General features: G+C 64.0%; 26 protein-coding genes and 4 tRNA genes. 25 read left to right on the forward strand and 5 right to left on the reverse strand.

The genetic code is table 11. The features are described from left to right. The 3 genes from BH93_RS07150 to htpX all read left to right on the forward strand — a co-directional run bounded on the left by BH93_RS07150 (nt 1) and on the right by htpX (nt 2,960). Nucleotides 1–858 carry a MurR/RpiR family transcriptional regulator gene (locus BH93_RS07150; RefSeq protein ID WP_037171758.1) on the forward strand — a complete coding sequence of 286 codons (858 nt, stop codon included), beginning with the start codon at nt 1–3 and terminating at the stop codon, nt 856–858. Between the two features lie 126 nt (nt 859–984). After that, a complete protein-coding gene (locus tag BH93_RS07155) occupies nt 985–2,004 on the forward strand; it encodes a polyprenyl synthetase family protein (protein ID WP_032380443.1) in 1,020 nt (339 codons plus the stop codon). 86 nt (nt 2,005–2,090) lie between these two features. Continuing rightward, nucleotides 2,091–2,960: a zinc metalloprotease HtpX gene (gene htpX / locus BH93_RS07160; RefSeq protein ID WP_037171756.1), complete on the forward strand. Its 870-nt coding sequence runs from the start codon at nt 2,091–2,093 to the stop codon at nt 2,958–2,960. A 131-nt stretch (nt 2,961–3,091) separates the two neighbouring features. Here the strand turns inward: htpX and BH93_RS07165 are convergent, their stop codons facing one another. Next, entirely contained in the window at nt 3,092–3,592 is a 501-nt protein-coding gene (locus BH93_RS07165; protein ID WP_027498282.1) for a YajQ family cyclic di-GMP-binding protein, read from the reverse strand. A 176-nt stretch (nt 3,593–3,768) separates the two neighbouring features. Here BH93_RS07165 and BH93_RS07170 point away from each other — a divergent pair. The 11 genes from BH93_RS07170 (at nt 3,769) to rplA (ending at nt 8,474) form a co-directional block, all read left to right on the forward strand. Continuing rightward, nucleotides 3,769–3,851, forward strand: a tRNA-Tyr gene (locus BH93_RS07170). Between the two features lie 147 nt (nt 3,852–3,998). Further along, nucleotides 3,999–4,071, forward strand: a tRNA-Thr gene (locus BH93_RS07175). A 62-nt stretch (nt 4,072–4,133) separates the two neighbouring features. Next, nucleotides 4,134–4,206 (forward strand) — tRNA-Met (locus BH93_RS07180). 81 nt (nt 4,207–4,287) lie between these two features. Next, the gene (gene rpmG, locus BH93_RS07185) at nt 4,288–4,455 is read left to right on the forward strand and encodes a 50S ribosomal protein L33 (protein ID WP_027498281.1); all 168 of its coding nucleotides are present in this window, start codon (nt 4,288–4,290) and stop codon (nt 4,453–4,455) included. A gap of 139 nt (nt 4,456–4,594) precedes the next feature. Further along, nucleotides 4,595–5,107, forward strand: a complete 513-nt coding sequence (gene hadA, locus BH93_RS07190; protein ID WP_052058666.1) for a (3R)-hydroxyacyl-ACP dehydratase subunit HadA — start codon at nt 4,595–4,597, stop codon at nt 5,105–5,107. After that, entirely contained in the window at nt 5,094–5,519 is a 426-nt protein-coding gene (gene hadB / locus BH93_RS07195; RefSeq protein ID WP_037171753.1) for a (3R)-hydroxyacyl-ACP dehydratase subunit HadB, read from the forward strand. The genes hadA and hadB overlap by 14 nt, the downstream gene beginning before the upstream one ends. Before the next feature lie 187 nt (nt 5,520–5,706). Beyond that, nucleotides 5,707–5,779, forward strand: a tRNA-Trp gene (locus tag BH93_RS07200). Between the two features lie 30 nt (nt 5,780–5,809). Further along, the gene (secE, locus tag BH93_RS07205; protein ID WP_037172183.1) at nt 5,810–6,277 is read left to right on the forward strand and encodes a preprotein translocase subunit SecE; all 468 of its coding nucleotides are present in this window, start codon (nt 5,810–5,812) and stop codon (nt 6,275–6,277) included. Between the two features lie 60 nt (nt 6,278–6,337). Beyond that, entirely contained in the window at nt 6,338–7,174 is an 837-nt protein-coding gene (nusG, locus tag BH93_RS07210) for a transcription termination/antitermination protein NusG (RefSeq protein ID WP_032380447.1), read from the forward strand. 64 nt (nt 7,175–7,238) lie between these two features. Continuing rightward, a complete protein-coding gene (gene rplK / locus BH93_RS07215; RefSeq protein ID WP_008713829.1) occupies nt 7,239–7,673 on the forward strand; it encodes a 50S ribosomal protein L11 in 435 nt (144 codons plus the stop codon). An 81-nt stretch (nt 7,674–7,754) separates the two neighbouring features. Further along, on the forward strand, nt 7,755–8,474 hold the full coding sequence (rplA, locus tag BH93_RS07220) for a 50S ribosomal protein L1 (protein WP_027498276.1): 720 nt from the start codon (nt 7,755–7,757) through the stop codon (nt 8,472–8,474). 71 nt (nt 8,475–8,545) lie between these two features. Here rplA and BH93_RS07225 read toward each other — a convergent pair whose 3' ends face one another. Both BH93_RS07225 and BH93_RS07230 read right to left on the reverse strand, forming a co-directional pair. Further along, the gene (locus tag BH93_RS07225) at nt 8,546–9,457 is read right to left on the reverse strand and encodes an alpha/beta fold hydrolase (protein ID WP_032380448.1); all 912 of its coding nucleotides are present in this window, start codon (nt 9,455–9,457) and stop codon (nt 8,546–8,548) included. Nucleotides 9,458–9,467: 10 nt separating this feature from the next. Then, nucleotides 9,468–11,414 carry a CocE/NonD family hydrolase gene (locus BH93_RS07230; protein WP_037171752.1) on the reverse strand — a complete coding sequence of 649 codons (1,947 nt, stop codon included), beginning with the start codon at nt 11,412–11,414 and terminating at the stop codon, nt 9,468–9,470. Nucleotides 11,415–11,651: 237 nt separating this feature from the next. Between BH93_RS07230 and BH93_RS07235 the strand changes: the two genes are divergently transcribed. From BH93_RS07235 to BH93_RS07255, 5 genes are read left to right on the forward strand one after another with little or no spacing between them, the layout of a single operon-like run. After that, complete coding sequence (locus BH93_RS07235) at nt 11,652–12,890, forward strand: SDR family oxidoreductase (RefSeq protein WP_037171751.1); 1,239 nt, start codon at nt 11,652–11,654, stop codon at nt 12,888–12,890. Between the two features lies 1 nt (nt 12,891). Then, nucleotides 12,892–13,089, forward strand: a complete 198-nt coding sequence (locus tag BH93_RS07240; protein WP_032380451.1) for a hypothetical protein — start codon at nt 12,892–12,894, stop codon at nt 13,087–13,089. 35 nt (nt 13,090–13,124) lie between these two features. Continuing rightward, nucleotides 13,125–13,829 (forward strand): phosphatidylserine decarboxylase, encoded by a 705-nt coding sequence (locus BH93_RS07245; protein WP_242459144.1) that lies wholly within the window; start codon nt 13,125–13,127, stop codon nt 13,827–13,829. After that, a complete protein-coding gene (locus BH93_RS07250) occupies nt 13,826–14,986 on the forward strand; it encodes a hypothetical protein (protein ID WP_037171749.1) in 1,161 nt (386 codons plus the stop codon). The genes BH93_RS07245 and BH93_RS07250 overlap by 4 nt, the downstream gene beginning before the upstream one ends. Then, a complete protein-coding gene (locus BH93_RS07255) occupies nt 14,983–17,229 on the forward strand; it encodes an MMPL family transporter (RefSeq protein WP_037171746.1) in 2,247 nt (748 codons plus the stop codon). The genes BH93_RS07250 and BH93_RS07255 overlap by 4 nt, the downstream gene beginning before the upstream one ends. Here the strand turns inward: BH93_RS07255 and BH93_RS07260 are convergent. Then, nucleotides 17,211–17,945, reverse strand: coding sequence for a hypothetical protein (locus tag BH93_RS07260; protein WP_037171743.1), 735 nt, complete (start codon nt 17,943–17,945; stop codon nt 17,211–17,213). The genes BH93_RS07255 and BH93_RS07260 overlap by 19 nt on opposite strands. Continuing rightward, a complete protein-coding gene (locus tag BH93_RS07265) occupies nt 17,942–18,475 on the reverse strand; it encodes an RNA polymerase sigma factor (protein WP_037171742.1) in 534 nt (177 codons plus the stop codon). The genes BH93_RS07260 and BH93_RS07265 overlap by 4 nt, the downstream gene beginning before the upstream one ends. Nucleotides 18,476–18,619: 144 nt before the next feature. Between BH93_RS07265 and BH93_RS07270 the strand changes: the two genes are divergently transcribed. From BH93_RS07270 to BH93_RS07295, 6 genes are all read left to right on the forward strand, one after another. After that, nucleotides 18,620–19,396 (forward strand): CHRD domain-containing protein, encoded by a 777-nt coding sequence (locus tag BH93_RS07270; protein WP_037171740.1) that lies wholly within the window; start codon nt 18,620–18,622, stop codon nt 19,394–19,396. A 20-nt stretch (nt 19,397–19,416) separates the two neighbouring features. After that, nucleotides 19,417–20,034: a class F sortase gene (locus BH93_RS07275; RefSeq protein ID WP_242459145.1), complete on the forward strand. Its 618-nt coding sequence runs from the start codon at nt 19,417–19,419 to the stop codon at nt 20,032–20,034. Nucleotides 20,035–20,375: 341 nt separating this feature from the next. Continuing rightward, entirely contained in the window at nt 20,376–20,957 is a 582-nt protein-coding gene (rplJ, locus tag BH93_RS07280) for a 50S ribosomal protein L10 (protein WP_032380459.1), read from the forward strand. Between the two features lie 90 nt (nt 20,958–21,047). Continuing rightward, nucleotides 21,048–21,434, forward strand: a complete 387-nt coding sequence (gene rplL, locus BH93_RS07285; protein ID WP_032380460.1) for a 50S ribosomal protein L7/L12 — start codon at nt 21,048–21,050, stop codon at nt 21,432–21,434. A gap of 468 nt (nt 21,435–21,902) precedes the next feature. Continuing rightward, entirely contained in the window at nt 21,903–23,075 is a 1,173-nt protein-coding gene (locus BH93_RS07290; protein ID WP_176458240.1) for an ATP-binding cassette domain-containing protein, read from the forward strand. A gap of 5 nt (nt 23,076–23,080) precedes the next feature. Further along, a complete protein-coding gene (locus BH93_RS07295) occupies nt 23,081–23,875 on the forward strand; it encodes an MlaE family ABC transporter permease (RefSeq protein ID WP_032401934.1) in 795 nt (264 codons plus the stop codon). Nucleotides 23,876–23,880: the final 5 nt, after the last annotated feature.

Below are 23,880 nucleotides of genomic sequence, written 5' to 3' on the forward strand. Positions count from 1 at the left end.
ATGAGCATGGATCTCGCGCCGGGTGGAGTCGTCCCGCACATCCGATCGATCATTCCGTCGTTGCTGCCGGCCGAGCGGGCAGTCGCCGAGGTCTTTCTCGAACGTCCCGCCGACATCGTCGAGATGTCCTCGCAGCAGGTCGCCGACGCGGCGGGCGCTTCGCGGGCCTCGGTGGTGCGTACCTGCCAGAGTCTCGGCTTCGGCGGGTATCAGCAGTTGCGGGTGCTGCTCGCGCGTGACGCGGCGCGCGCGCTGCCCACCCAGGAGCGTTCGGCCGACGGCCCCTTCGCGATCGTCACGGAGACATTCGCCCACGTCGGTGAGTCCATCGCGGCGATGACGGCCCTACTCACCACCGAGGACGTCACGCGGGCCGTGTCCACCCTCGCCGGTGCCGAGTCCATCGTGGTCATCGGGAACGGACTCTCGGCTGCGCTGGCCGCCGATACCGACGCCCGGATGCGCTCGCTGGGTCTGCGCTCGCACGCTCCCACCGACTCCATCGCCCAGCAGGTTGCCGTCCGGCTTCTCACCGACCGTGATGTCGCCCTGATCATCAGCGGGTCCGGCGCGACGAGTGCATCGACCAAAGCCGCTCAGGCCGCCCGGGAGCGGGGAGCCACCGTGGTGTCGGTGACGTCGTTCGCTCGCTCGACCCTCGCGGCCGCGTCGGACATCGCCTTGGTGGTGGGCATGCGAGATCTCAGTTTTCAGCGCGAACTTGCTGTCACCAGCCGGATTCCGCACGTGATCCTGCTCGAGGGGCTGATGGCCGCGCTGACCGACGCGTTGGGAGACAAGGCGTCCGCAGCGATGGCCGCCACGCTCGAAGTCATTTCCGGCAATCTCGGTGAGTGAAGCGTCACCTGTGGTCGGTGACACCGTCGCACCGGTGTGCACGCTAGGTTCACTACGGTAGAAGGCGAGCAGCGGCGCTGAAGCCGCTGCCGCCGGCATGTCGACGACAGGACAGGGACCAACATCGTGAGTACAGACGACGCTGCCGTAGCAACGGTCGTTGCCGGAGTCGACCTGGGTGACCCGGAGCTCGCGCGATCCGTCGCCGACGGCCTCGCACGCGTCGAAGAGCTGATGATCAGCGAACTCTCCGATGGAGAAGAGTTCCTGACCGAGGCCGCGCTGCACCTGGCCAAGGCCGGCGGAAAGCGGTTCCGGCCCCTGTTCACGGTGCTCACCGGCCAGCTGGGACCGTCACCGACAGACCCCGCGATCGTCACCGCCGCCACGGTTGTCGAACTGGTTCATCTCGCGACGCTCTATCACGACGACGTCATGGACGAGGCGTCGATGCGCCGAGGTGCGGAGAGCGCGAACTCACGCTGGGGCAACAGTGTGGCGATTCTCGCGGGCGACTACCTGTTCGCGCATGCGTCGCGGCTGGTGTCCACCCTCGGTCCCGACGCCGTTCGCATCATCGCCGAGACGTTCGCCGAGCTCGTCACCGGTCAGATGCGCGAGACGATCGGAGCCAAGGGCACCGAGGATCCCGTCGCGCACTACCTGAAGGTCGTGTGGGAGAAGACCGGATCGCTGATCGCGTCGTGCGGACGCTTCGGCGGAACGTTCAGCGGCGGCGACGCCGAGCACGTGGGACGCCTCGAGCGCCTCGGTGACGCAGTCGGCACCGCCTTCCAGATCTCCGACGACATCATCGACATCTCCTCGGCCACCGAGCAGTCCGGCAAGACCCCCGGCACCGATCTGAGGGAGGGCGTACACACTCTCCCGGTGCTCTTCGCGCTGCGCGAGGAGGGTGCGGACGGCGACCGGCTGCGCGAAATCCTGGCCGGCCCGGTCACCGAGGACGCGCTGGTCACCGAGGCCCTCGAGCTGTTGCAGCGCTCGCCGGGAATGGTCTCGGCCAAGAAGACGCTGGGTGAATACGCAGCTCGGGCCCACGCAGAGCTCGCGCAGCTGCCGCAGGGGCCGGCCAACGATGCACTCGGCCGGTTGGTGAACTACACCGTCGAACGCGTGGGCTGACGACCTGGGCAAGGCCCGGGAACCGCAGCTCGGGGTCTTTTCGTTGAATCGGGTAGTAACACCCGGTACGAGGAGGCACTTCAGACATGAACGGTTATGCGAACGGCGCGAAGACTTTCGGCCTGCTGGTCGGAATGTCTGCACTCATCGTCTTCATCGGATCGCTGTTCGGTAACGCGACCATTCTGATCGGCTCGATCGTCCTGGCCGTCGGGGTCAACGGCTATGCGTATTTCAACAGCGCGAAGATGGCCTTGCGGTCGATGCATGCGGTGCCGGTGACCGAGCTCGAGCAGCCGGCGATGTATCGCATCGTGCGCGAGTTGGCGACGGCCGCTCATCAGCCGATGCCCGCGTTGTACGTGAGCCCGACCAACAATCCCAACGCTTTCGCCACCGGGCGAAACCCGCGCAACGCGGCCGTGTGCTGCACCGAGGGCATTCTGCGGATCCTCGACGAGCGGGAACTACGTGCGGTGCTCGGCCACGAGCTGTCGCACGTCTACAACCGCGACATCCTGATCTCGTCGGTTGCCGGTGCGATGGCGTCGGTCATCTCGGGTCTGGCGAACCTGGCCTTGTTCGCCAACGTCTTCGGCGGACGCGGCAACGGGGGAGCGAACCCGTTCGCGCTGCTGCTGGTGTCGATGCTGGGGCCCATTGCGGCCAGCCTGGTTCGCCTGGCGGTCTCTCGCTCGCGTGAGTATCAGGCCGACCAGTCCGGTGCCGAGCTGACCGGAGATCCGCTGGCGCTGGCGTCGGCGCTGCGCAAGCTCGAGCAGGGTGTGCAGCTGGCACCGCTGCCGCCCGAGCCGCGGCTGGCGGCGGAGTCACATCTGATGATCGCCAATCCGTTCCGGATCGGTGACAAGGCGGGTGCGCTCTTCGCCACCCACCCGCCGATGGCCGACCGCATCGAGCGGCTCGAGCGGATGGCCGGCCACCGGCCGTATTGAGCGGCGCACGTGAGCGAAACTTCGACCCCTGCTACGAAGGCCGGAGTGGAGCCTGCGGAACGACCGCAGGCTCAGCACTCACATGCGGCGCAGGAGTGGAGCCTGCGGAACGACCCAGGTGGAAAGCCGCTCTAGCGGTAGTTGACGAACTGCAGAGCGATGCCGAAGTCCTCGTTCTTGAGCAACTGTTGGATGGCCTGCAGGTCGTCGCGCTTCTTGCTGCTCACGCGCAGCTCGTCGCCCTGGATCTGCGCTTTGACGCCCTTGGGGCCGTCATCACGGATCTTCTTCGAGATCTTCTTGGCGTTCTCGGTGCTGATGCCCTGTACGAGCTTGCCGGTGACCTTGTAGACCTTGCCCGACGCGGCAGGATCGTTGGTCTCGAAGGCCTTGAGCGAGACGTCACGTCGAATCAGCTTCTCCTTGAACACGTCCAGGGCAGCTTTGACCTTCTCCTCGGATTCGGACGTGATGACGATGGTCTCGGACTCGCCGCTGCCGGACCATTCGATGCTGGTGTCGGAGCCGCGGAAGTCGAAGCGGGTCGCCAGCTCCTTCGCGGCCTGTCCCAGAGCGTTGTCCACTTCCTGGCGGTCGACTTTGCTCACTACGTCGAAGGACGAATCAGCCACTTCTCACACTCTCCAGTCGAATCGAAATATTTGATGTGGCGATGGTGTCGGCCCACATCCTGCAGGGACTTTATCGGCCCGCTACCGACCGTATCCACCCGGTTTGCGTTCCGGGGGGACGTTCGTTGTATTCTTCTCACCGCGCCGAAGAGCAGTACGAGCTTCGATCGCAGCACGGCAGATTGCCCGAGCGGCCAATGGGAGCGGACTGTAAATCCGTCGGCTTATGCCTACGTAGGTTCGAATCCTACATCTGCCACACCTGGAACCCCGGCGAGTGTTTCTCTCGCTGGGGTTTCCATGTGAAGAGGACATGGATGGGTCGCTGACCACGCAATTTGGTACTGGGCGCTCGGAATGTGTAACCTCTTGAAGGCTTCAGCGCACGGCAACGTGAACTGATCCTGCCCCCTTAGCTCAGTCGGTAGAGCGTTTCCATGGTAAGGAAAAGGTCAACGGTTCGATTCCGTTAGGGGGCTCGCTGGATTGGATTGCTCGACGTCGCGTTCCTCACGTGGGATGGTAGACGATGAGCACCTGAGGCGGTGTAGCTCAGTTGGTAGAGCAAACGACTCATAATCGTTGCGTCGCCGGTTCAAGTCCGGTCACCGCTACACAGTAGGCAAGCACGACCAGTAGCACCCATGAACAGTCCTGATTGACCCAGATCAGATTTACCCGAAAGTAGGCGTCCAGTGGCCTCCTCCACCGATGTGCGGCCCAAGATCACCTTGGCCTGCGAGGTTTGCAAGCACCGCAACTACATCACCAAGAAGAACCGTCGGAACGATCCCGACCGTATCGAGCTGAAGAAGTTCTGCTCCAACTGCGGAACACACCGGGCTCACCGCGAATCTCGCTAGATTGCACGGCTCGCTGGTTCGCAGTTCCGATCTCTAATCGGCGCCCGGCGTTAGGTCGCATTTTCTTACCCTAACGGCTCTTGCGTCCAGGGTAGAAAAGGTCTCCACCGTGTCACAAGCTCCACATGTCGTCCCGACCATGGATGCGTCCGCACACGCGGCGTCCATGGTCGGTTCTCATTTCCGCGTCGACGACTTCTACGAGGTCGGCCGCGAGAAGATTCGTGAGTATGCGCGTGCCGTCCAAGATTCTCATCCCGCGCACCACGACGAGGACGCAGCGAAGGGCCTCGGTTACGACGGTCTCCTCGCGCCCTTGACCTTCGTTTCGCTGCTCGGCATCATGTCGCAGACCCGGATGTTGCAAGAGGTCATCACCGGTTACGACCCCAGCCAGATTCTGCAGACCGATCAGCGGCTGGAATTCCATCGCCCGCTCCAGGTCGGCGACCGGATCTTCTGCGACGTGTATCTCGAGTCGTTCCGGCAGATGAGCGGCAGCGACATCATGACCACCAAGAACATCATCACCGACCAGAATGGCGACCTCGTGCAGACCACGTGGACGACCATTGTGGCTCGTACCGGTGGAGAGATCGACGAGAACATCGCTCACGCGGTCAAGGAAGTGATCAGGCATGGCGCTTCGTAGCTTCGACGACGTCTCGGTGGGCGACGACCTGCCCGAGCGGATCGTGTCGCTGACCCGCGGCGACCTGGTGAACTATGCCGGTGTGTCCGGCGATCCCAACCCGATCCACTGGAGCGACGAAGTAGTCGAGATGGCCGGACTGGACAACGTGATCGCGCACGGCATGCTCACGATGGGTCTCGGCGCAGGCTTCGTCACATCGTGGCTCGGCGACCCGGGTGCGGTCACCGAGTACAACGTGCGCTTCTCCACCCCGGTATACGTCTCGGCAGATTCCGCAGCGAAGGTCGAGTTCACCGGCAAGATCAAATCGATGGACGCCGACGCGCGAACTGCGACCGTTGCCATCGTCGCGAAGTCCGCGGGCAAGAAGATTTTCGGGCGAGCGACCGCAACGGTACGTTTGGCCTGAGCATGTCGATCCGGCTGAGCCAGTTCGTGGCCGGGACGACGGGATTTATCTGTTCCGAAGGGTGTGCAGTACACTGAGATTTCTGGGGTAATCCGGCGCTCTGCGCTGCCTGCGTCCTCTTCCTGAGGGTGCGTGGGCCTGAGCGTGAGTCGGATGGACACCAGAGCGGCCGAGAAGTTTCGGCCGAAGGGGCGTAGCTCAATTGGTAGAGCAACGGTCTCCAAAACCGTAGGTTGCAGGTTCAAGTCCTGTCGCCCCTGCCCAAGGTGTCAGCAACTGAGAGGAACGACGTGAGCGAGGAGCGCGGTAAGCGCGACGGTCGATCGGGGGAGTTCGAGGACTCTTCGACCCCAGACGACGTCGTACCTGGCTCCGAGGGCCGTCTCTCCGATGCTGACACGTCCGCCGGTGAAACCGCTGCAGATGCAGTGGTGCCCACCGGTAAGCGATCGTCGAGCAGGTCACGCGGCAGTGCCGCGGGTGTGTCTGTCACGAAGGCTCCCACCACGCCGGCAAAAGCCAAGTCCGGCAAGGGACGTTCGGGCAAGACCAAGGCAGACAAGCGTCCCAACGTTTTTCTGCGGCTGCTGCAGTTCTTCCGCGAGGTCGTCGCCGAGCTGCGCAAGGTCATCTGGCCGAACAAGAAGCAGATGGTCACGTACACCACCGTCGTGCTCGTCTTCCTGGCGTTCATGGTCGCGTACATCAGCGGTCTCGACGTGTTGTTCCTCAAGGGCATCGGCTGGCTGTTCGGCTGACCGACACGGCTGACTTTTCGACGATCGAACCGAGCAGGAAACTAGAGAAAGGGTGCTGACGTGAGCACGCCGCACAACGACGCCACCGAAGTGGCCGCATTCGACGCCGATGTCGAGGCGACCAAGCAGGGCCTCGAAGCGGAGCAGGCCGCTCAGGACCGCGAGACCGACGAAGCAATCAAGGCCGATGTGGCCGCTGCCGCCGGGGACGACGTTCCCGCCGAAGGTGACGAGGCGGCCGATGCCGCAGCTGACGCCGACGTCACGGCAGAGCCCGAGGATCCCGTCGCCGAGATGAAGGCGGCTCTGCGCCGCGCTCCCGGCGACTGGTACGTCATCCACTCGTACGCCGGATACGAGAACAAGGTCAAGGCCAACCTCGAGACCCGTGTGCAGAACCTCGACGTCGGCGACTACATCTTCCAGGTGGAAGTTCCCACCGAAGAGGTCACCGAGATCAAGAACGGTCAGCGCAAGCAGGTGAACCGCAAGGTTCTGCCCGGCTACATCCTGGTCCGCATGGAACTCAACGACGAGTCCTGGGGCGCGGTGCGCAACACCCCCGGCGTCACCGGATTCGTCGGCGCGACGTCGCGTCCGTCACCGTTGACCATCAACGAGGTCGTCAAGTTCCTCATGCCGCAGGAAGGCGCCAAGAAGGACGCGAAAGCGACCGCGGGCGCAAGCGACCAGAGCGGCGACACCACGTCGAAGCCGACCATCGAGGTCGACTTCGAGGTCGGCGAGTCGGTCACCGTCATGGACGGCCCGTTCGCGACTCTCCCCGCCAGCATCAGCGAGGTCAACGCAGAGCAGCAGAAGCTCAAGGTGTTGGTATCGATCTTCGGCCGTGAAACCCCGGTCGAGCTCGGCTTCACCCAGGTCTCCAAGATCTAGAAGCCGCGCGCACAGACTTGCAGTAGCAACCGCAAGAAACCCGAGCGAATACAAGGAAAAAGAAATGCCCCCGAAGAAGAAGAAGCTAGCCGGGATCATCAAGCTTCAGATCCAGGCCGGTGCCGCCAACCCGGCACCGCCCGTCGGCCCCGCGTTGGGCCAGCACGGCGTCAACATCATGGAGTTCTGCAAGGCGTACAACGCCGCGACGGAGTCGCAGCGCGGCAACGTCGTGCCGGTCGAGATCTCGGTCTACGAAGACCGCACGTTCGACTTCAAGCTCAAGACTCCTCCCGCTGCCAAGCTGCTGCTCAAGGCCGCAGGCGTGGCAAAGGGCTCCGGCGAGCCGCACAAGACCAAGGTCGCCAAGGTGACCATGGATCAGGTGCGCGAGATCGCCAAGACCAAGCAGGAAGACCTCAACGCCAACGACATCGATCAGGCCGCGAAGATCATCGCCGGCACTGCTCGCTCGATGGGCATCACCGTCGAAGGCTGATTCTCAGCCCTCAAGCAATACACGTGGGAGAGCCGGCCAGGCTCGTCAACCACACTGAACTCGAACGAAGGACAGCAAGACATGGCAAAGCGCAGCAAGGCCTACCTCGAGCAGGCCGCAAAGATCGACCAGGACAACCTCTACTCGCCTCTCGAAGCCGCAAAGCTGGCCAAGGAGACCGCGTCGAGCAAGTTCGACCCCACCGTCGAGGTTGCAGTGCGACTCGGCGTCGATCCCCGCAAGGCGGATCAGATGGTGCGCGGCACCGTCAACCTTCCCCACGGCACCGGCAAGACCGCTCGGGTTATTGTTTTCGCCGCTGGTGAGAAGGCCGCAGAGGCCGAGGCAGCAGGAGCCGACGTCGTCGGAGCAGAAGATCTGATCGAGCGCATCCAGGGCGGATTCCTGGACTTCGACGCTGCGATCGCCACCCCCGATCAGATGGCCAAGGTCGGCCGCATCGCCCGTGTCCTCGGACCGCGTGGCCTGATGCCGAACCCGAAGACGGGCACGGTCACCAACGACGTGACCAAGGCTGTCAACGACATCAAGGGCGGCAAGATCAACTTCCGCGTCGACAAGCAGGCCAACCTGCACTTCGTCATCGGCAAGGCCTCGTTCGACGAGACCAAGCTGGTGGAGAACTACGGCGCAGCGCTGGACGAGATCCTGCGTGCGAAGCCGTCGTCGGCCAAGGGTCGTTACGTCAAGAAGGTCACCGTCTCGACCACCACCGGACCTGGCGTCCAGGTCGATCCGAACCGTACGCGCAACCTCCTCGAGGACGACGCTAACGCGTAATTCTTTCAGCTCCGAACGAAGGCCGGTCTCCCTGTGGGAGGCCGGCCTTCGTCGTATGTCTCGCCGAAGATCTAGGCCGCGTTCGCGCGAGCGAAGTTGGCCAGGATGATGCCGCTGATGCGGTCGAGCAACGCGGCCGGTAGATCGTGGGCCATGCCGTCGATCAGCGTCAGTTCGGCACCGGGGACGGCGCGGGCGATGGCCTTGCCGCAGGACGGTCGGACCAGTCTGTCGGCGGTGCCGTGGATGACGGTGGTCGGTGCGGTGATCTTCTTCGCGTAGGGCCGCAAGCTTCCGGTGCCGGTGATCGCAGCCATCTGACGTACGACGCCCGACGGGTTGTAGTTGCGCTCGTACATCACCTGCGCGATCTCCAGTTGCTCTTCGAGTGGAGTGCGAAATCCGGGAGAGCCGATGGTGGACAGCGTCTTTGCCGAATGCGCGATGATCTGCTCCTTGGTGGCGTCCTTCCCGACGCCACCGAGCAGGGGCAGCAGGGCGCGTGGGTCCGGCGGAGGCAGGAATGGCTCGTTGGTACTCGAGAAGAGAATGCCCACCGACTCCGTTCGTTCGGGGTAGCTACCGGCGAAGACCTGAGTGATCATCCCGCCCATCGACGCACCGACGACGTGCACGGTGTCGATGCCGAGGTGATCGAGTACTCCGACGGCGTCGGAGGCCATGTCGACGATCGTGTACGGCACGTCCGAGGACATCCCGAGCTCGTGTCGGATCATCCGAAGGATCTGGGATCCCCGCACCTTCTGCCCGGTCATCTTCGTGGACAGTCCGATGTCGCGGTTGTCGATCCGGATCACTCGGTATCCCGCATCGACGAGGCGGGTACAGAAGTCCATGGGCCACAACGTCAATTGAGCGGACAGGCCCATGATGAGCAGGACCGCGGGATCCTCGACGGAACCCATGTCCTCGTACGCGATCTCGACGGAGTTCGCCGGCGCGATGCCTTGTTCGATTCTCATGATGTCGTTCCTACCAGCCCGGCTCACCGAGTATCGGCACCACCAGGTAGCTCGGACTCTCCGGGTCGATGGCGATGTCCTGTTTGCGCAGCCGCGTACGCAGTAGGTCCGGCAAGATCGGGATGAACCGTGGTGTGTCGGTGGCGAATACGTCGACCCGCAGTCGGTGCCGCGCGGCGATGACGGCCTCGGTGGTGAGGATGTCGATGTCGAGAACTATGGGTTTGCCGACGGGCACCGGAAGTAGCGCCGCCTCGGTGAGCGGGTGGTACGGCCGGGTGTAGTCGCCGTTCGGGGCGAACAGCGAACGCTCGTCGTCCACGGCCCGGCGCGAGGCGAGAAGTGCGCCGTTGCTGAGCACCGTCGAAGTCCCGTCCGGAGCGACGTCGCAGATCATGATGGCCCACAACGCTTCCCGCGCGTGGCAGACCACGCGTAGATGCAGGTTCATCGGACCGGACACGACGGCGTCCGACTCGGCCGGACCAGTGGTGAAGGTGACGGCGGCGCCTTCGGCGAATCGGTTGTCGTAGGTGAATCCACCACCCAACACGGCCGTCACGCCGGCGAGTACCTGGGTGGTGTCTCGCGAGACGACGGCCCGCAGCGAGGGCCGCACCGTCAGGACGTTGCGGGTGGTGGCGGGTGCGGCGGTGAGGCTGCCGTCGGCGACGGCATGGGCTGCGGTGCCCGAGGGCTCAGCCGACAGGTACAGCCTCCGGGGCTGCGCCTGCGGAGCCGGAAAGCGCCCGTGCGCAGTCCAATTGCCGCCCTGTTGACGCAGTGTCACGGGACCGTAGTTCTCGATCCCGTTGTCGACGTCGCGCAGCCACTTGTCGAACCAGGCTCGCTCGAGCACGTCGAGGCGTGGTGGAAATCCGGGCTCGCCGAACCCGATGCCGGGGTTGCCGTGGTATCCGTCGCCGACGAGCAATTGCTTCGATCCACGTTCGAGTGGGAGCCGGTTGTAGATGTCGGGAGCGGATCCGCCGAAGATGTCGTGCCAGCAGCCGTACAGGAAGGTCGGTACCGAGATGTCCTCGATGACGGCGTCGATGGTGTCGTAGTAATCGTTGTCGTAGATTCGCGGATCCTGGCCTGTGACAAAGCCTTTGGCCAGATCGAACATGTTGGTGGCGGGGGATCGAGCGCGATCGCGGAGCCAGGTGAACGTATCGACTCCGCCGATGGCCGGTGCCCATTTCAATCCGCTGACGGCGGCGAGCCACAGCGGGATGAACGCCGAGGTGGCCCCTCCGGTGGCGAAGATTTCACGCACGATATCCACCGAGCCCTCGACGGCGAAGATCGCGTCGAGCCCGGCGGGTTGCTTGGCCGCGGCCTGCAGCGCATTGATCGCGGAGTACGAGATCCCGGCCATTCCCACCCTGCCGTTGCACCAATGCTGGCGTCGGGCCCACTCGATCACCTCGAGCGAGTCGAGTTGTTCCCTGGTGCCCAGCACGTCCCAGGTGCCCGAGGAACTACCGGTGCCGCGGACGTCGACGATCATCTGCACGTACCCGCTGCGCACCAGGTGGCGGTTGACCGAGAGCAGATCGGCCGCCCCGCCGGCGACCACTCGGGTGATTTCGGTGATGCCGTCGAATCTCGTTCCGGTGAGATCGAATGCGGCCGAGAAGGCTCTGATGGTACGGCCGAGAACAGGTGTCTCGAGGATCGTGTCGATTCCCTTGATCAGCAGTTTGTTGTAGGGCGTGAGGTTCAGGACGGTGGGAAAACTGCCCTCCACCGCCTGCCCCGCGGCGTCCGCGGGGCGGATGACGTACGCACGCAGCGCAGTGCCGTCGCTCATCGGGATACGAACGTTCGCCGAGATGGAGACCTTCGGAAAGCGCGGTTGCTCGCGCACTATTTCCGCCCACGCCGCTGCTGCGTCGCCGCCGCTGGGATCGCGTACGGGTTGCAGGAGGGGGTGGGGCTGCACGGCAGTCATGAAAGTCGATTAGACCCTCGAACGACCCCATTTGTCCTGAGGAACACCGATCGGTCGTCATCAGCTCCAACAAAACGAGCGCGGTCCTGTGTTTTGTTGGGAACCCTCTCAACATAAGTTGAGCGCCGTTATGGGGCGTACCAGACTTTTCTGGTCATCGAGTCAGTGACCCGCGCGATTGCTAACGTCAGCCCGTCCGAAGTGACATGGGACACCGATCGTTGCAGGGGAGCGCGAATGCACGTAGAAGCACTGTTCGGAGACGGATCTTTGCGTCCGATCTGGCCGCACGCAGATGCACTGATCACCAATGAATGCCCGGGGCTTCGCTTCGGCGGTAAGTACGCGGACGTCGTCGCCCTGAGCAACGGCGACCCTACTGCGCTTCGGCCCTACATCGACGAGGAAACCCGCCGCCGGGTAGCGGCGATGGCACCTCCGGTCACCGAGACCGCGCTGGTGTTCGGTGCCAACGGCTTTCTCGGTGCCCACCTGATCGGTCGACTGACGCGTGATGCGGCGGTGGAGGTCGTCTACGCGATGGTGCGCCCCACCGAGGAGGAGTCTGCTCTCGAGCGTCTTCAGCGCACGTTCGACCAGTACGAGATCGCGGTGGATACCGACAAGATTCGCATCGTCGAAGGCACCCCGACGGCATTCCGTTTCGGTCTCGACAAGGCTGCCTACTTCGATCTGGCAGCGGGAGTGGGGCAGATCTTCAACTGCGCCAGCTCGACCGACTACACCGAGAGTTATGCCGATCTGCGCGACGACTGGTTCGTCAGCGTGCTACGCATCCTCGAATTCAGCATCACCTCCACGCGCAAGCACCTCACCTACGTGGGCAGCATCGGTGCTCACCTCTACCAGAAGCCCGAGGATTTCCGCCGACCGGATTCGTGGTGGTACTCCGGCTATGCGCAGATGAAGTGGGTCAACGCAACGCTTCTCGGGTGGCTCTCGATGTCGGACACCTACTCCGTCACCCTGTGCGAGGCCCCCTACATTCTCGGCAGTACCGAACTCGGCCGTGATCCCGGACGGGTGTACAGCTTCTGGCGCATCATCGAACTGGCCATCGCCGCCGGTGCCATCTGGGACGGCCCGGGAATGAACTACGTTCCGGTGGACGTGATGTGCGATGTCATGGCCGGCAATGCGCTGCGCAGTCACCCTCTGACGCGGCTACTGCCGAGCAACCCCACCGGTTACGGACACGACCTCTACGCCGAGCTGCTCGGACTCGACCTGGTGAGCTGGGACGAGTTCAAAGAGCGCGTCAGTTCTCGAATTTCGCCTCGATTCGCCGAGACGATGCTGGCCGACAACATAGATCAGCTGATGCGCCTGGTGCACAAGCCCGAGGCCATTCTGCCTGTCGATCACGACATCTCGTGGTGCGATCACCGCCGACTGTTCGAGCTGTACTTCGAGAAGGCGCAGCTCAAGACGCTCACGCCCGCTGTCGCTCACTGACGTGGCGGACGGATTCGAGCCGACTTCGGTACGTCTGCGAGACGTGTCGATGCACCGCGAGGTGACCAATGGTGTTCTCTCGCTCGGCTTCTACGTCGTCTGCGGTCTCATCGGACTCTTGCCCGGCGCAGCGAGAACGAGGGCGGCCGACGCGTTCGTGGGCTGGTCGGAAAGCATCGACGAACAGCGGCACACCTGATGTCGGTCGCTCGATGGGTCGGCGGTGTCGCTACGGTGACGGCTCTTCCGTTCGCGGTGTTCGTCTACTGGCGCACGCGGTTCTTCTTTCGCGATCCGCATCGCGTACCGCCCGCCGATCCGCGGGCGGTCGTCGCTCCTGCAGACGGCTTCGTCACGTACGTGAAACGGGTGGAGGCAGGCAGTACCGCGTTCGCAGTCAAGAAGGGGCGAACCATCGCCCTCGACGAGATCGCCGGTGTCGCTGCAGCCGACAGCGGCTATCTCATCGGCATCTACATGTCCGAATACTCGGTGCACCGCAATCGAATTCCCATCTCGGGCACCGTCGGGATGCGCCGCCACCGGTCGGCGGCACCGTTCAACAAGTCGATGGCCAGGGTCGGAGCCAATCTGTTGACGCGGCGAACTCCGTACGACGAGGGCTGCGACTATCTGCTCACCAACGAGCGTCTCACCGTGTCGGTCGAGCACGCGTCCGGAGCCGTGGTGACGGTGACGCAGATTGCCGATCTGTGGGTGAACCGCATCGTCGCGCACATCGCGGTAGGCGACACCGTCGAACGCGGCGAGCAGTACGGGATGATCAAATTCGGTTCTCAGTGCGACGTGTTCGTGCCGGACGCACTCGTCGAGAGCATCTCCGCCAGGCCGGGGCAGTACGTGTTCGCGGGGGAGTCAGTCGTTGCTCGCTCGCCGATTTCCGTGTCCGGCACACCATCTCGTGAGAAGGAACGATGATCACCGTCGAACAGGTCGTATCAGGAAAAGACTGGAAAGAATTCGAGGCCGTCGCCGATCTGGTGTACCGGGGCGACCCGCACCGACTGCCCGACGAGCCGATGGATCTCGATCGCATCCTGATCTCGCCGCCCGCCGCCATCGCACAAACGCGAGACACGTGTGCCTTCGTCGCCCGTGAGGACGGCGTCGCTGTCGGACGGGTGGTGGCCATTCACGACAAGAGCTTCACCGAGTACACGGGTGAGTCGATCGGATTCTTCGGGTTCTACGAGGCGATCGACGACCACGAGATCGCGGCAGGTCTGCTCGATGCCGCAGCGGCATGGTTGTCCGCGCGCGGGTTGGCCACCGTATCCGGGCCGTTCGGGCCGTCGATGTTCTACAGCGCGGGCATCGTCGTCGACGAAGTACCCGTCCTGCCGCTGGTGGGAATGCCGCACAACCCGCTGTACTACGCCGCTCACTTCGAGAAGTGGGGTCTGGTGGGCATCAAGGACTTCTACAGCTACCTGTTCGACGACCCGTGCGTCATCTACAACCGTCCCGAATACGCCAGGCACATGCAGATTTTCGAGAAGATCAAGGCACGGTCCGAGGTCACGTTCCGGTCGATGAAGTATCGGACGCTGCGCCGCGACGCACGCATCGTGCGGGACCTCTACAACAAGACGTTCGTGAACTTCTGGGGCTACTCGCCGCTGTCGTTCGTCGAACTGTTCGAGCTGTTGAAGATGATGTTGCCCGTCCTCGATCGCCGCCTCACTCTCCTGGCGGAGTTGAACGGCAAGCCCGTCGGATTCCTGATGGGCATTCCGGACGTGAATCAGGCCGCGGCCAAGGCGGCGCACCTGAAGTCCAGGTGGCTGCGAGACCTCGTGACGCTCTGGCACGTCAAACGGCCCGGTCGAACCGACGTGATCGACGGGGTCCGTGTGGACATGCTGTTCGTCGATCCCGATTGCCCCGACCGAGCCGTGTCGTCGCTGCTCATCATGGAGATGTCGGTGCGGATGCGCGATCTCGGATTCACCAGGGTCGAGGCCGCGCCGGTACTCGACGACAGTCCCTGGATGAAAGGTTCGGTGCTCACTCGGATGGAGCAATCACCGCACCGGACCTACCGAATCTTCAGCCGCGAGCTCCCGCAGACATGACCGGGTCGGCAGTGCTGGAATCCAGCCGACGCCGGCGCAGTATCGGCGACCGTTGGGGCCGAACGGTCGCGCGTCATCGGTGGGCGGTGCTGGCCGTCTGGCTGCTGCTCGCAGTGGGGTCCGCAATTCTGTATCCCGCGCTGCAGAACTCGTTGGTGGGCGCCAACTTCTCCGTACCCGGAACCGAATCCAGCCGCGCCGACCGACTCGTCGAACAGCACTTCGCGTCCTTCGGGTCCGAACAGCTCGTCGTCACGTTCACCTCCGATACGGTCGACAGCCGGAACCCGGCCTTTCGCGAACGGGTGGGGGAGGTCGTCTCCTCGCTGCGGCAGTCACCGGATGTACTGCGTGTCGTCGATCCTTACGAGAGCGCCGGATTCGTCCCGACGATCTCCGCGGACGGGACGTCGGCGCTGGCGTTCGTCGGCGTCGGCGGCGATCCGCGTGATCGCATCGCCGTGGCCGAACGAATCCAGGAGCTGATCGGCGGCGCATCCCGCGACGACATCGAGGTGGCGGTCACCGGCTATTCCCCGATGACGGTGGACCTGACGAAGGTCGAATCCGACGACGCCGTGCGCGCCGAGAGCATCGGACTGCCCCTCGCATTCGTGTTGCTGGTCCTGGCTCTGGGTTCGGTGGTCGCCGGCATCGTTCCGCTCGTCACCACCGGAATCGGAGTGCTGGCCGCCTTCGGAGTTTTTGCACTCCTGTCCAACGTCATGACATTCGACGTGCTGGTGACGACGGTGGCGTCGATGTTCGGGCTCGGCCTCGGCATCGACTACGCGCTGTTCATCGTCAGCCGATTCCGCGAGGAGATGGACCGAGCAGTTCCGGGTGAGCCCGATGGCCGTGCCCGCACGGACGCGGCCGTCGGTGCCGCGATGGGAACGGCCGGGCACACGATCGTCATCTCGGGCTTGGTGGTACTCATTGCTCTCGGCGCGTTGGCTATCGTCGATGTTCCTGCGGTGCAGAGTATTTCGTTCGTGGTCGCCCTCACGGTGGCGTGTGTCGTCGTCGTGGCGTGGACTCTGCTGCCCGCCATCCTGGCGGTCCTGGGTTCGAGAATCTCCGGATTGTCGCTCCCACAGCGGTTTCAACCACCGTCGGTCGGCGAACACGCTGCAGCCGTCCCCACGTGGTGGTCGAGATGGGCTCGGCACGTCATCGAACGGCCCTGGCGCTACACCGCCGTCACCGCGGCCGTCCTGTTCGCCTGCCTCGCACCGATCGGTTCCATTCAGTACGGCGTCGACCTCGGAGCCGACGCGCTGAGCGCCGAACCGAGTGGCAAAGCCAACGCGGTCCTGACCGACAAGTTCGCTCCCGGCACCATCTCGCCGATCACCATCGTGTTCACCGGCGAGGACGACCGCGCACTCGATCCGGTCCAGACGGCAACGGTCGCGTCGTTCGCCGACGACGTTCGCTCCGATGGTCGCGTCGAATACGCACTCGCCCAGCAGGACGGTGGTCGGACGCTGCTGATCGTGGTTCCGTCGGTGCCGATCGATTCGACCGACGCTTCCGACCTGGTCACGTCGATCAGATCGCAGGCGCTGCTGGCGGCGGAACGTGACGGGACGAACGTGTCCGTCGGTGGGACCACCGCGTTGGTGGTCGACGCCTCTGCGGAGATATCGAGCAAATTTCTCTGGGTCGTCGCCGCAGTCCTGGCCTTCTCTCTGGTGTATCTGGGCATCGTCTTCCGAAGCGTGGTGATTCCGGTGAAGGCAGTGGCCATGAACGTGCTGGTGACCGGTGCCGCGTTGGGGGCCACCGTGGCGGTGTTCCAGTGGGGGTGGGGTTCGTCGCTCCTCGGATTCGAGAGCCCGGGCTACATTCAGGTGTACCTGCCGGTCACCGTCTTCGCAGTCGTCTTCGGGCTCTCGATGGACTACGAGGTGTTCCTCATCGGACGCATGCGAGAAGTGTTCGTGCGCAACGACGTAACCGGCACCGACACCGACAGGGCCAACGACACTGCGATCGTCGACGGGCTGGAACACACTGCCAGGCCGATCACCGCGGCAGCCGCGATCATGATCGCCGTGTTCGCTAGCTTTCTCACGGCCGACGTACTCGAGCTGCAACAGTTCGGCTTCGCGCTCGCCGTGGCTGTGCTCTTCGATGCCGTGTTGGTTCGGATGATGATGGTGCCCGCGATGATGAAGCTGTTCGGCGCGCGAAACTGGTGGCCCGGTTCGCGGGATCGTCAGGTGGTCGGCAACTGAGACGACGCCAACACGGAGCCGTCGGAACTGCGGATCTCGATCTCGGTGACGTCGCCGCGAAGAACGGCTGCGTTCATGCGGCACTCGATGGTGACGTCGCTACCGAGAAACGTGCCGGACGTCAGTTCGGTGCCCGACCGATCGACGAGAACGACCTCGTACGGGCCCCGATCGGAGATGCCGTCCATGTCGAGGACGGTCTCGGTGCCCCACGTGTGGGCGACGAGGCCGCCCTCGATGTCCACGTTCGGCACGCTCGTGGTGAAGGCGACCTGCTCGTAGGCACCGAGGGTGCCCGGTGGGCCGGTGATCGCCGCAGAAGGCTCCGCGGGTTTCGGTCGAAAGGCGTCGACGCCGAGTACGACGCCGCTGCCGACCACCAGTCCCACCAATGCGGCTGCAGCCACCAGAGCGGCAGACCTACGTCGCCCACCGAATCGCGGCGCGTCCTGTTCACGAGGTGACCGCCACACCGAGTCGCCCGTCGTACCCATAACTCGCTCGCGCAATTCGGGCGACGTCGGCGATTCGAGCCACGGTCCGGTCGGACCGCGAGAACCGAGAGTCTCGGTCAGCGCGCGTAGTTCGGCGATGTCGGTGTCGACGGTGGGATCCGACGCTGCGAGCTCGCGCAGTTCTGCGGTCTCGGTGGCGTCGAGGTCGTCGGCGACGGCAGCGGCGATCAGCTCGGCTCGGCGATCGTCTCGGGCGTTCATGCTTCCTCCTGTCCCTCGAGATGGTCTCGCAGCGCCCTCAATGCGTAGAAGGCGCGGGTGCGCAGTGTTCGCACGGCCACTCCCGTCGACTCGGAGAGCTCCGCGTAGGTCGTTCCGGCCAGGTGCACGGCGACGACGACCTGTCGGTGGTCGGGAGAGAGCAGCGCCAGCGCGGCGACGATGCGCAGCCGCTCGTCGACGTCGGGGCTGGTGTCCCGCGAGATCGCAACCGATTGCCGGTCGACGTCCTCGATCCGTTCCGACGCAGATATCGGCATTCTGCTCAGCGACCGTTGGACGTCGACGATGACGTTGCGTTCGATGGCGAACAACCATGTGCGCAGCGATCCTCGACCTGGCTCGAAGCGGGATCGAGCTCGCCATGCGCGAAGAAACGTCTCCTGGACGCAATCCTCGGCGAGCGTTCGGTCGCGTAGCGCATTGACGGCGAAACCGAGCATGGCCGACGCGTGCTCGTCGTACGCGGCAGCGACGTCGAAGTCCAGTTCGATCACGCTCCCGATGCTCATGACAGTGACTACGTCGACGGACGCCCGGGCGTTCATATCCGGGACTGGGATATTTCTTTACTGAGCTTTGAACATCGTGGCATCAACGGTCGTACACCTTTGCACGGGCTCGCCTGCCCGATACCCCCACGGAAGGCACACGAGATGACCACACGCTCGATCACCCGCCCGGCGATGTCCGTCCGCGGCACCGCCGCAGCAGTCGTCGGTGGCACGGCCGCTGCTCTGATGCTGTTCACCGCCGCCCCGGCCGGGGCCGATACCCCTGTTGCCGAACCGGATTCGCTCACCAGCGCCTTCACCGCAATGGCAACCCCCGACCAGGTGCTCAACGGCGAGGGCGTGGCCACTCCAGGTCAGCCGGGCGCAATGGGAACCTTCACGCTGCGTATCAATTCCGACCTCGACATCGTGTGTTACGACATCGCGCTCGACGGCGTCACCGGCGACTACATGAGCCCGGCCAAGACCGCCACGCACCTCCACCAGGCGGCGGCGGGTGCGGCAGGGCCGCCGCGGTTGGCGTTCCCGAACCCGACTCCTATCGGTGACGGCCCGCGTACCAGTAGTGGCTGCATGCAGGGACCGTTCACCACCGGCCTGACGCCGGCCGGGGCCAGCGCCGACAGCGGTACCGGATTCACCTTGGATCAGATCGAAGCCAACCCGGCCGGCTTCGCGGCCGACACCCACACCGTCGACTTCTCGGCCGGTGCGGTGCGTGGGCAGCTGACCCAGATTCCGGTCGGATCAGTGGCAACCGGAGGTGGCGGCGCGGCACTCGCCGCGGCATCCGATTCGGCGTCCAGTTCGGCAGTTCCCGTTGTCGGCGCGGTAGCCCTCGGCGCAATAGCCCTGGGTGCAACGGCGATCGCGGGAGTGACGTTGGTTGCTCGCCGCAACGGAACGGCACGCAGCTGAGATACCGGCTTCTGGTTGCCGTGACGGCAGTGGTGGTGGTGACGGGCTGTACCGCCGCACCATTACCACCTGCCGCACCACCACCTGCCGCACCATCACCACCCGCCGAGTCGTCGGTACCGGCTGGGCCCGCGCTGGACGCGCCGCCGAGTTCGAGCAACGCATCGGAATCTGGCCCCACGACGGACTCCGTGGGGCAGGTGCCGATGCGGCTCAGCGCTCCGACCATCGATCTCGACGAGCCATTGATCGGCCTCGGTCTCACCGAAGACGGGCAGATGCAGGTGCCGAGCGACTACGACGACGTCGGATGGTTCACCGGCGGCGGCCGACCGGGCGCGATCGGCAGTCCGACTGTGCTTGCCGGGCACGTCGATTCCACGACCGGTCCCGCGGTGTTCGATCGGCTGTCCGAGCTGCGGCCGGGAGATGTCGTCACGGTGGCGAACGGGACGGGTGGCCGAGCCGACTACCGCGTCGATCGGATCGGCGACTACGGCAAAGCGGAGTTTCCGACGGCGCTGGTCTTCGGGGCGGTGCCTGCCGACGAGATCCGGCTGATCACGTGCTCGGGTGATTTCGATACGTCCGTGGGTAGCTACGAGCGCAACCTGGTCGTCTACGGGATTCGGCAGTAGGGAACAGCAGTAGCTCGGCGTTTTGGAGTTGTCGTCGAGGGTGTTGTAGTCTGGTCGACGGTTCGGATCACGAGTGCTCGCACTCCGATCCAGATCGCCCAATCAAGTTCTACCCAAGACCGTTGGTCACCGCCTTCTCGAAGGATTCGCTTCCGGGAGTTGCGCGGTTGAAGGTCCGAGATCGCGTCGGACGGCCCACGCAGGAGAACGAGGTAGGGAACCTGTATGCAGCTCTCGCGGTTGCCCGCTCGTTCACGCCCCGTGTGCTTCTTGCGCCGGGGCGTTCGTCGTTTTCCGGCCCTCTCGCGATCGACACAACTTCCCACGAGAGGAGGCGAAGTATGGCAAAGCCCGAAAAGGTCTCAGCAGTATCGGAGATCACCGAACAGTTCAAGGGTTCGACGGCTGCCGTCGTCACGGAATACCGTGGCCTGTCGGTGTCCGGTCTGACTCAGCTCCGGCGTGCGCTCGGCGAAGGTGCCACGTACTCCGTCGCCAAGAACACCCTGGTCAAGCGCGCAGCTGCCGAAGCCGGTATCACCGGCCTCGACGATTTGTTCGTCGGACCGACCGCCATTGCATTCATCAAGGGCGAGCCGGTCGACGCTGCGAAGGCCATCAAGGCCTTCGCGAAGGACAACAAGGCCTTGATCGTCAAGGGCGGCTACATGGACGGCGCAACGCTGTCCGTGGACGAGATCAACAAGATCGCAGACCTCGAGTCGCGCGAAATCCTGTTGGCCAAGCTCGCCGGCGCCATGAAGGGCAACTTGTCGAAGGCTGCAGGCCTGTTCAACGCTCCCGCATCGCAGTTCGCGCGTCTGGCGTTCGCGTTGCAGGAGAAGAAGGCTGCCGGCGCACCCGCCGCAGCCGAGGCACCTGCAGAAGCAGAAGCACCGGCGGAAGCTCCCGCCGAAAGCTGATCCGCTGGTATTGGCGAACAGCTCAGCTCCACACCACCAACACCAAGTCGCGGATCAGCGACCAGGTACTTACAGGAAGGACCCGCCACCATGGCGAAGCTCAGCACCGAAGAATTGCTCGACCAGTTCAAGGAGCTCACCCTTCTCGAGCTCAGCGAGTTCGTGAAGGCATTCGAGGAGACCTTCGAGGTCACCGCAGCCGCTCCCGTCGCCGTCGCAGCAGCAGGCGCAGCCGGTGCTCCGGCTGAGGCTGCCGAAGAGCAGGACGAGTTCGACGTCGTCCTCGAGTCGGCCGGCGACAAGAAGATCCAGGTCATCAAGGTCGTCCGTGAGGTCGTCTCCGGCCTCGGCCTGAAGGAAGCCAAGGACCTCGTCGAGAGCGCTCCGAAGGCAATCCTGGAGAAGGTCGCCAAGGACGCAGCCGAGGCTGCCAAGGAGAAGCTGGAAGCTGCCGGCGCAAAGATCTCCGTCAAGTAAGACCGCTTCGTTGCAGTCGTACTTCGTGCTCTGATCGCACGAGCGCAGAAGGGGCCGTTCTCACCTAGGTGGGAGCGGCCCCTTTTCTGTGTTTCGGGCCCTGCCCTCTCTTGTGTTCCAGGCGTTGTATCGGGTGCATCGTTGTGATCGATCACTGACTCTGCCGGATCGCGTGACACCCCGATTCGGCCCCTGTTTACTCGATCTCGCCGAAGTCTGAAGCACGTCGAAGGGTTTCGGTTGGGTTCACTTGTGGTGTGTCACAGCATTTCGCCACTGGTACTTGTCACAGTTCTGGCGAGTCGCCGACCGCGTCGCGTGAGATGAGCCACACTGATGCAAGCTCTACAGCCTGACTCGGGGAAGTTCTTACTGGGCGGTAAGCTCCTGTGTCGGTGCGGACACCTGCATGGGATACAGTGACGCAACCCACATCCGGGTCGATGTGTACGAATTGTGGAGGTCAGCGTGGGAGTCGAGGTTTCGGTCGAAGGATTGACCAAGTCTTTCGGGGTACAGAAGATTTGGCAGGACGTGACGTTGACCCTGCCGAAGGGTGAAGTCAGTGCGCTCCTCGGTCCTTCCGGTACCGGCAAATCGGTCTTCCTGAAGTCCTTGATCGGCCTGCTGCGTCCCGAACAGGGCAAGATTTTCATCGACGGAACCGACATCCTGCAGTGCTCCTCCCGTGAGCTCTACGAGATCAGGAAGCTGTTCGGGGTGCTGTTCCAGGACGGCGCGCTGTTCGGCTCGATGAACCTCTACGACAACGTCGCCTTCCCCCTTCGCGAGCACACGAAGAAGTCCGAGTCCGACATCCGCAAGATCGTCATGGAGAAGCTCGAGCTGACGGGTCTGCTCGGTGCCGAGGACAAGCTGCCCGGCGAGATTTCCGGTGGTATGCGCAAGCGCGCCGGCCTTGCCCGCGCGTTGGTGCTGGACCCGGAGATCATTCTGGTCGACGAGCCCGACTCCGGCCTCGATCCCGTTCGCACCACGTACATCTCGCAGACTCTGATCGACATCAACGCCAACATCGATGCCACGATCCTGATCGTCTCGCACAACATCAACCTCGCTCGAACGGTGCCCGACAACATCGGCATGCTCTTCCGTCGTCAGCTGGTCATGTTCGGCCCACGCGAGGTGCTCCTCACCAGTGACGAGCCGGTGGTCAAGCAGTTCCTCAACGGCACCATGATCGGTCCGATCGGCATGTCGGAGGAGAAGGACGAGGCGCAGATGGCGCACGAGCAGGCCCTCGTCGACGCCGGGCACCACGCCGGTGGCGTCGACGACGTCGAAGGCATCGTGCCGCAGATGAAGGCCACCCCCGGCACCCCGGTCCGGCAGGCTGTCGGACGCAGGCAGGAGCGGGTCCGTCAGATCATGCACACGTTGCCGCACAACGCGCAGGTCGCCATCCAGGAGAGCCTCGATACCACCGACCCCGGGCAGCAGTACCCCGCCTACGCCGGCCAGCAGGGGTACGACCAGCAGGGCTACGACCAGCAGGGCTACGACCAGCAGGGTTACAACCAGCAGGGGTACGACCAGCAGGGGTACGACCAGCAGGGATACGGCGGTCAAGGTCATGATCAACAGGGCTACCAAGCTCCTACGCAAGGTCGGGGTCAATAGCAGACATGGCGGGATCGAAGAAGTCCGCGTTCGCTCCGGCGAACGCCGCTCTGACACAAGCCGGCAATATCGTCGAACTGCTGGTCGAGGTCGTTCGGAACACCTTTCGTAGGCCGTTCCAGTTCCGCGAGTTCATCGAGCAGGCTTGGTTCATCGCCAGCGTGACGATTTTGCCGACTGCGCTCGTCGCCATTCCTTTCGGCGCTGTGGTCTCGCTGCAGACCGGATCGCTCATCAAGCAGCTCGGTGCCGAATCGTTCACGGGTGCAGCCAGCGTGCTCGCGGTCATCCAGCAGGGTTCACCCCTTGTGACGGCCCTTCTCGTTGCCGGTGCCGCGGGCTCGGCCGTCACCGCCGACCTGGGTTCACGGACCATTCGTGAGGAGATCGACGCGATGCGTGTCCTGGGTATCGACCCGGTGCACCGCTTGATCGTTCCGCGTGTGCTGGCCATGATCCTCATCGCCCTGTTGCTCAACGGCTTGGTTTCGGTGGTCGGCATCGCGGGTGGCTACTTCTTCAACGTGATCCTGCAGGGCGGTACCCCCGGTGCGTACCTGGCATCGTTCTCGGCGCTGGCACAGCTCCCGGATCTCTATGTCGCAGAAGCGAAAGCGGCGATCTTCGGTCTCATAGCGGGCATCATCGCCTCGTACAAGGGGCTCAACCCCAATCCCGGACCCAAGGGCGTCGGCGAGGCAGTGAATCAGACCGTGGTCATCACGTTCCTGTTGCTCTTCTTCGCCAACCTCATTCTGACCCTGGTGTACCTCCAGGTCGTTCCAGCGAAGGGAGCGTAACCGCG

The organism is Rhodococcoides fascians A25f, assembly GCF_000760935.2.
Lineage (GTDB): Bacteria > Actinomycetota > Actinomycetes > Mycobacteriales > Mycobacteriaceae > Rhodococcoides.

Bases quoted from the DNA above. Each gene is read 5' to 3' on its own strand.
- BH93_RS07150 (WP_037171758.1), top strand. From the start codon at position 1: ATGAGCATGGATCTCGCGCCGGGTGGAGTCGTCCCGCACATCCGATCG.
- htpX (WP_037171756.1), top strand. From the start codon at position 2,091: ATGAACGGTTATGCGAACGGCGCGAAGACTTTCGGCCTGCTGGTCGGA.
- hadA (WP_052058666.1), top strand. From the start codon at position 4,595: ATGGATGCGTCCGCACACGCGGCGTCCATGGTCGGTTCTCATTTCCGC.
- hadB (WP_037171753.1), top strand. From the start codon at position 5,094: ATGGCGCTTCGTAGCTTCGACGACGTCTCGGTGGGCGACGACCTGCCC.
- rplK (WP_008713829.1), top strand. From the start codon at position 7,239: ATGCCCCCGAAGAAGAAGAAGCTAGCCGGGATCATCAAGCTTCAGATC.
- rplA (WP_027498276.1), top strand. From the start codon at position 7,755: ATGGCAAAGCGCAGCAAGGCCTACCTCGAGCAGGCCGCAAAGATCGAC.
- BH93_RS07225 (WP_032380448.1), bottom strand. From the start codon at position 9,457: ATGAGAATCGAACAAGGCATCGCGCCGGCGAACTCCGTCGAGATCGCG.
- BH93_RS07230 (WP_037171752.1), bottom strand. From the start codon at position 11,414: ATGACTGCCGTGCAGCCCCACCCCCTCCTGCAACCCGTACGCGATCCC.
- BH93_RS07235 (WP_037171751.1), top strand. From the start codon at position 11,652: ATGCACGTAGAAGCACTGTTCGGAGACGGATCTTTGCGTCCGATCTGG.
- BH93_RS07250 (WP_037171749.1), top strand. From the start codon at position 13,826: ATGATCACCGTCGAACAGGTCGTATCAGGAAAAGACTGGAAAGAATTC.
- BH93_RS07255 (WP_037171746.1), top strand. From the start codon at position 14,983: ATGACCGGGTCGGCAGTGCTGGAATCCAGCCGACGCCGGCGCAGTATC.
- BH93_RS07260 (WP_037171743.1), bottom strand. From the start codon at position 17,945: ATGAACGCCCGAGACGATCGCCGAGCCGAGCTGATCGCCGCTGCCGTC.
- BH93_RS07265 (WP_037171742.1), bottom strand. From the start codon at position 18,475: ATGAGCATCGGGAGCGTGATCGAACTGGACTTCGACGTCGCTGCCGCG.
- BH93_RS07270 (WP_037171740.1), top strand. From the start codon at position 18,620: ATGACCACACGCTCGATCACCCGCCCGGCGATGTCCGTCCGCGGCACC.
- rplJ (WP_032380459.1), top strand. From the start codon at position 20,376: ATGGCAAAGCCCGAAAAGGTCTCAGCAGTATCGGAGATCACCGAACAG.
- rplL (WP_032380460.1), top strand. From the start codon at position 21,048: ATGGCGAAGCTCAGCACCGAAGAATTGCTCGACCAGTTCAAGGAGCTC.
- BH93_RS07295 (WP_032401934.1), top strand. From the start codon at position 23,081: ATGGCGGGATCGAAGAAGTCCGCGTTCGCTCCGGCGAACGCCGCTCTG.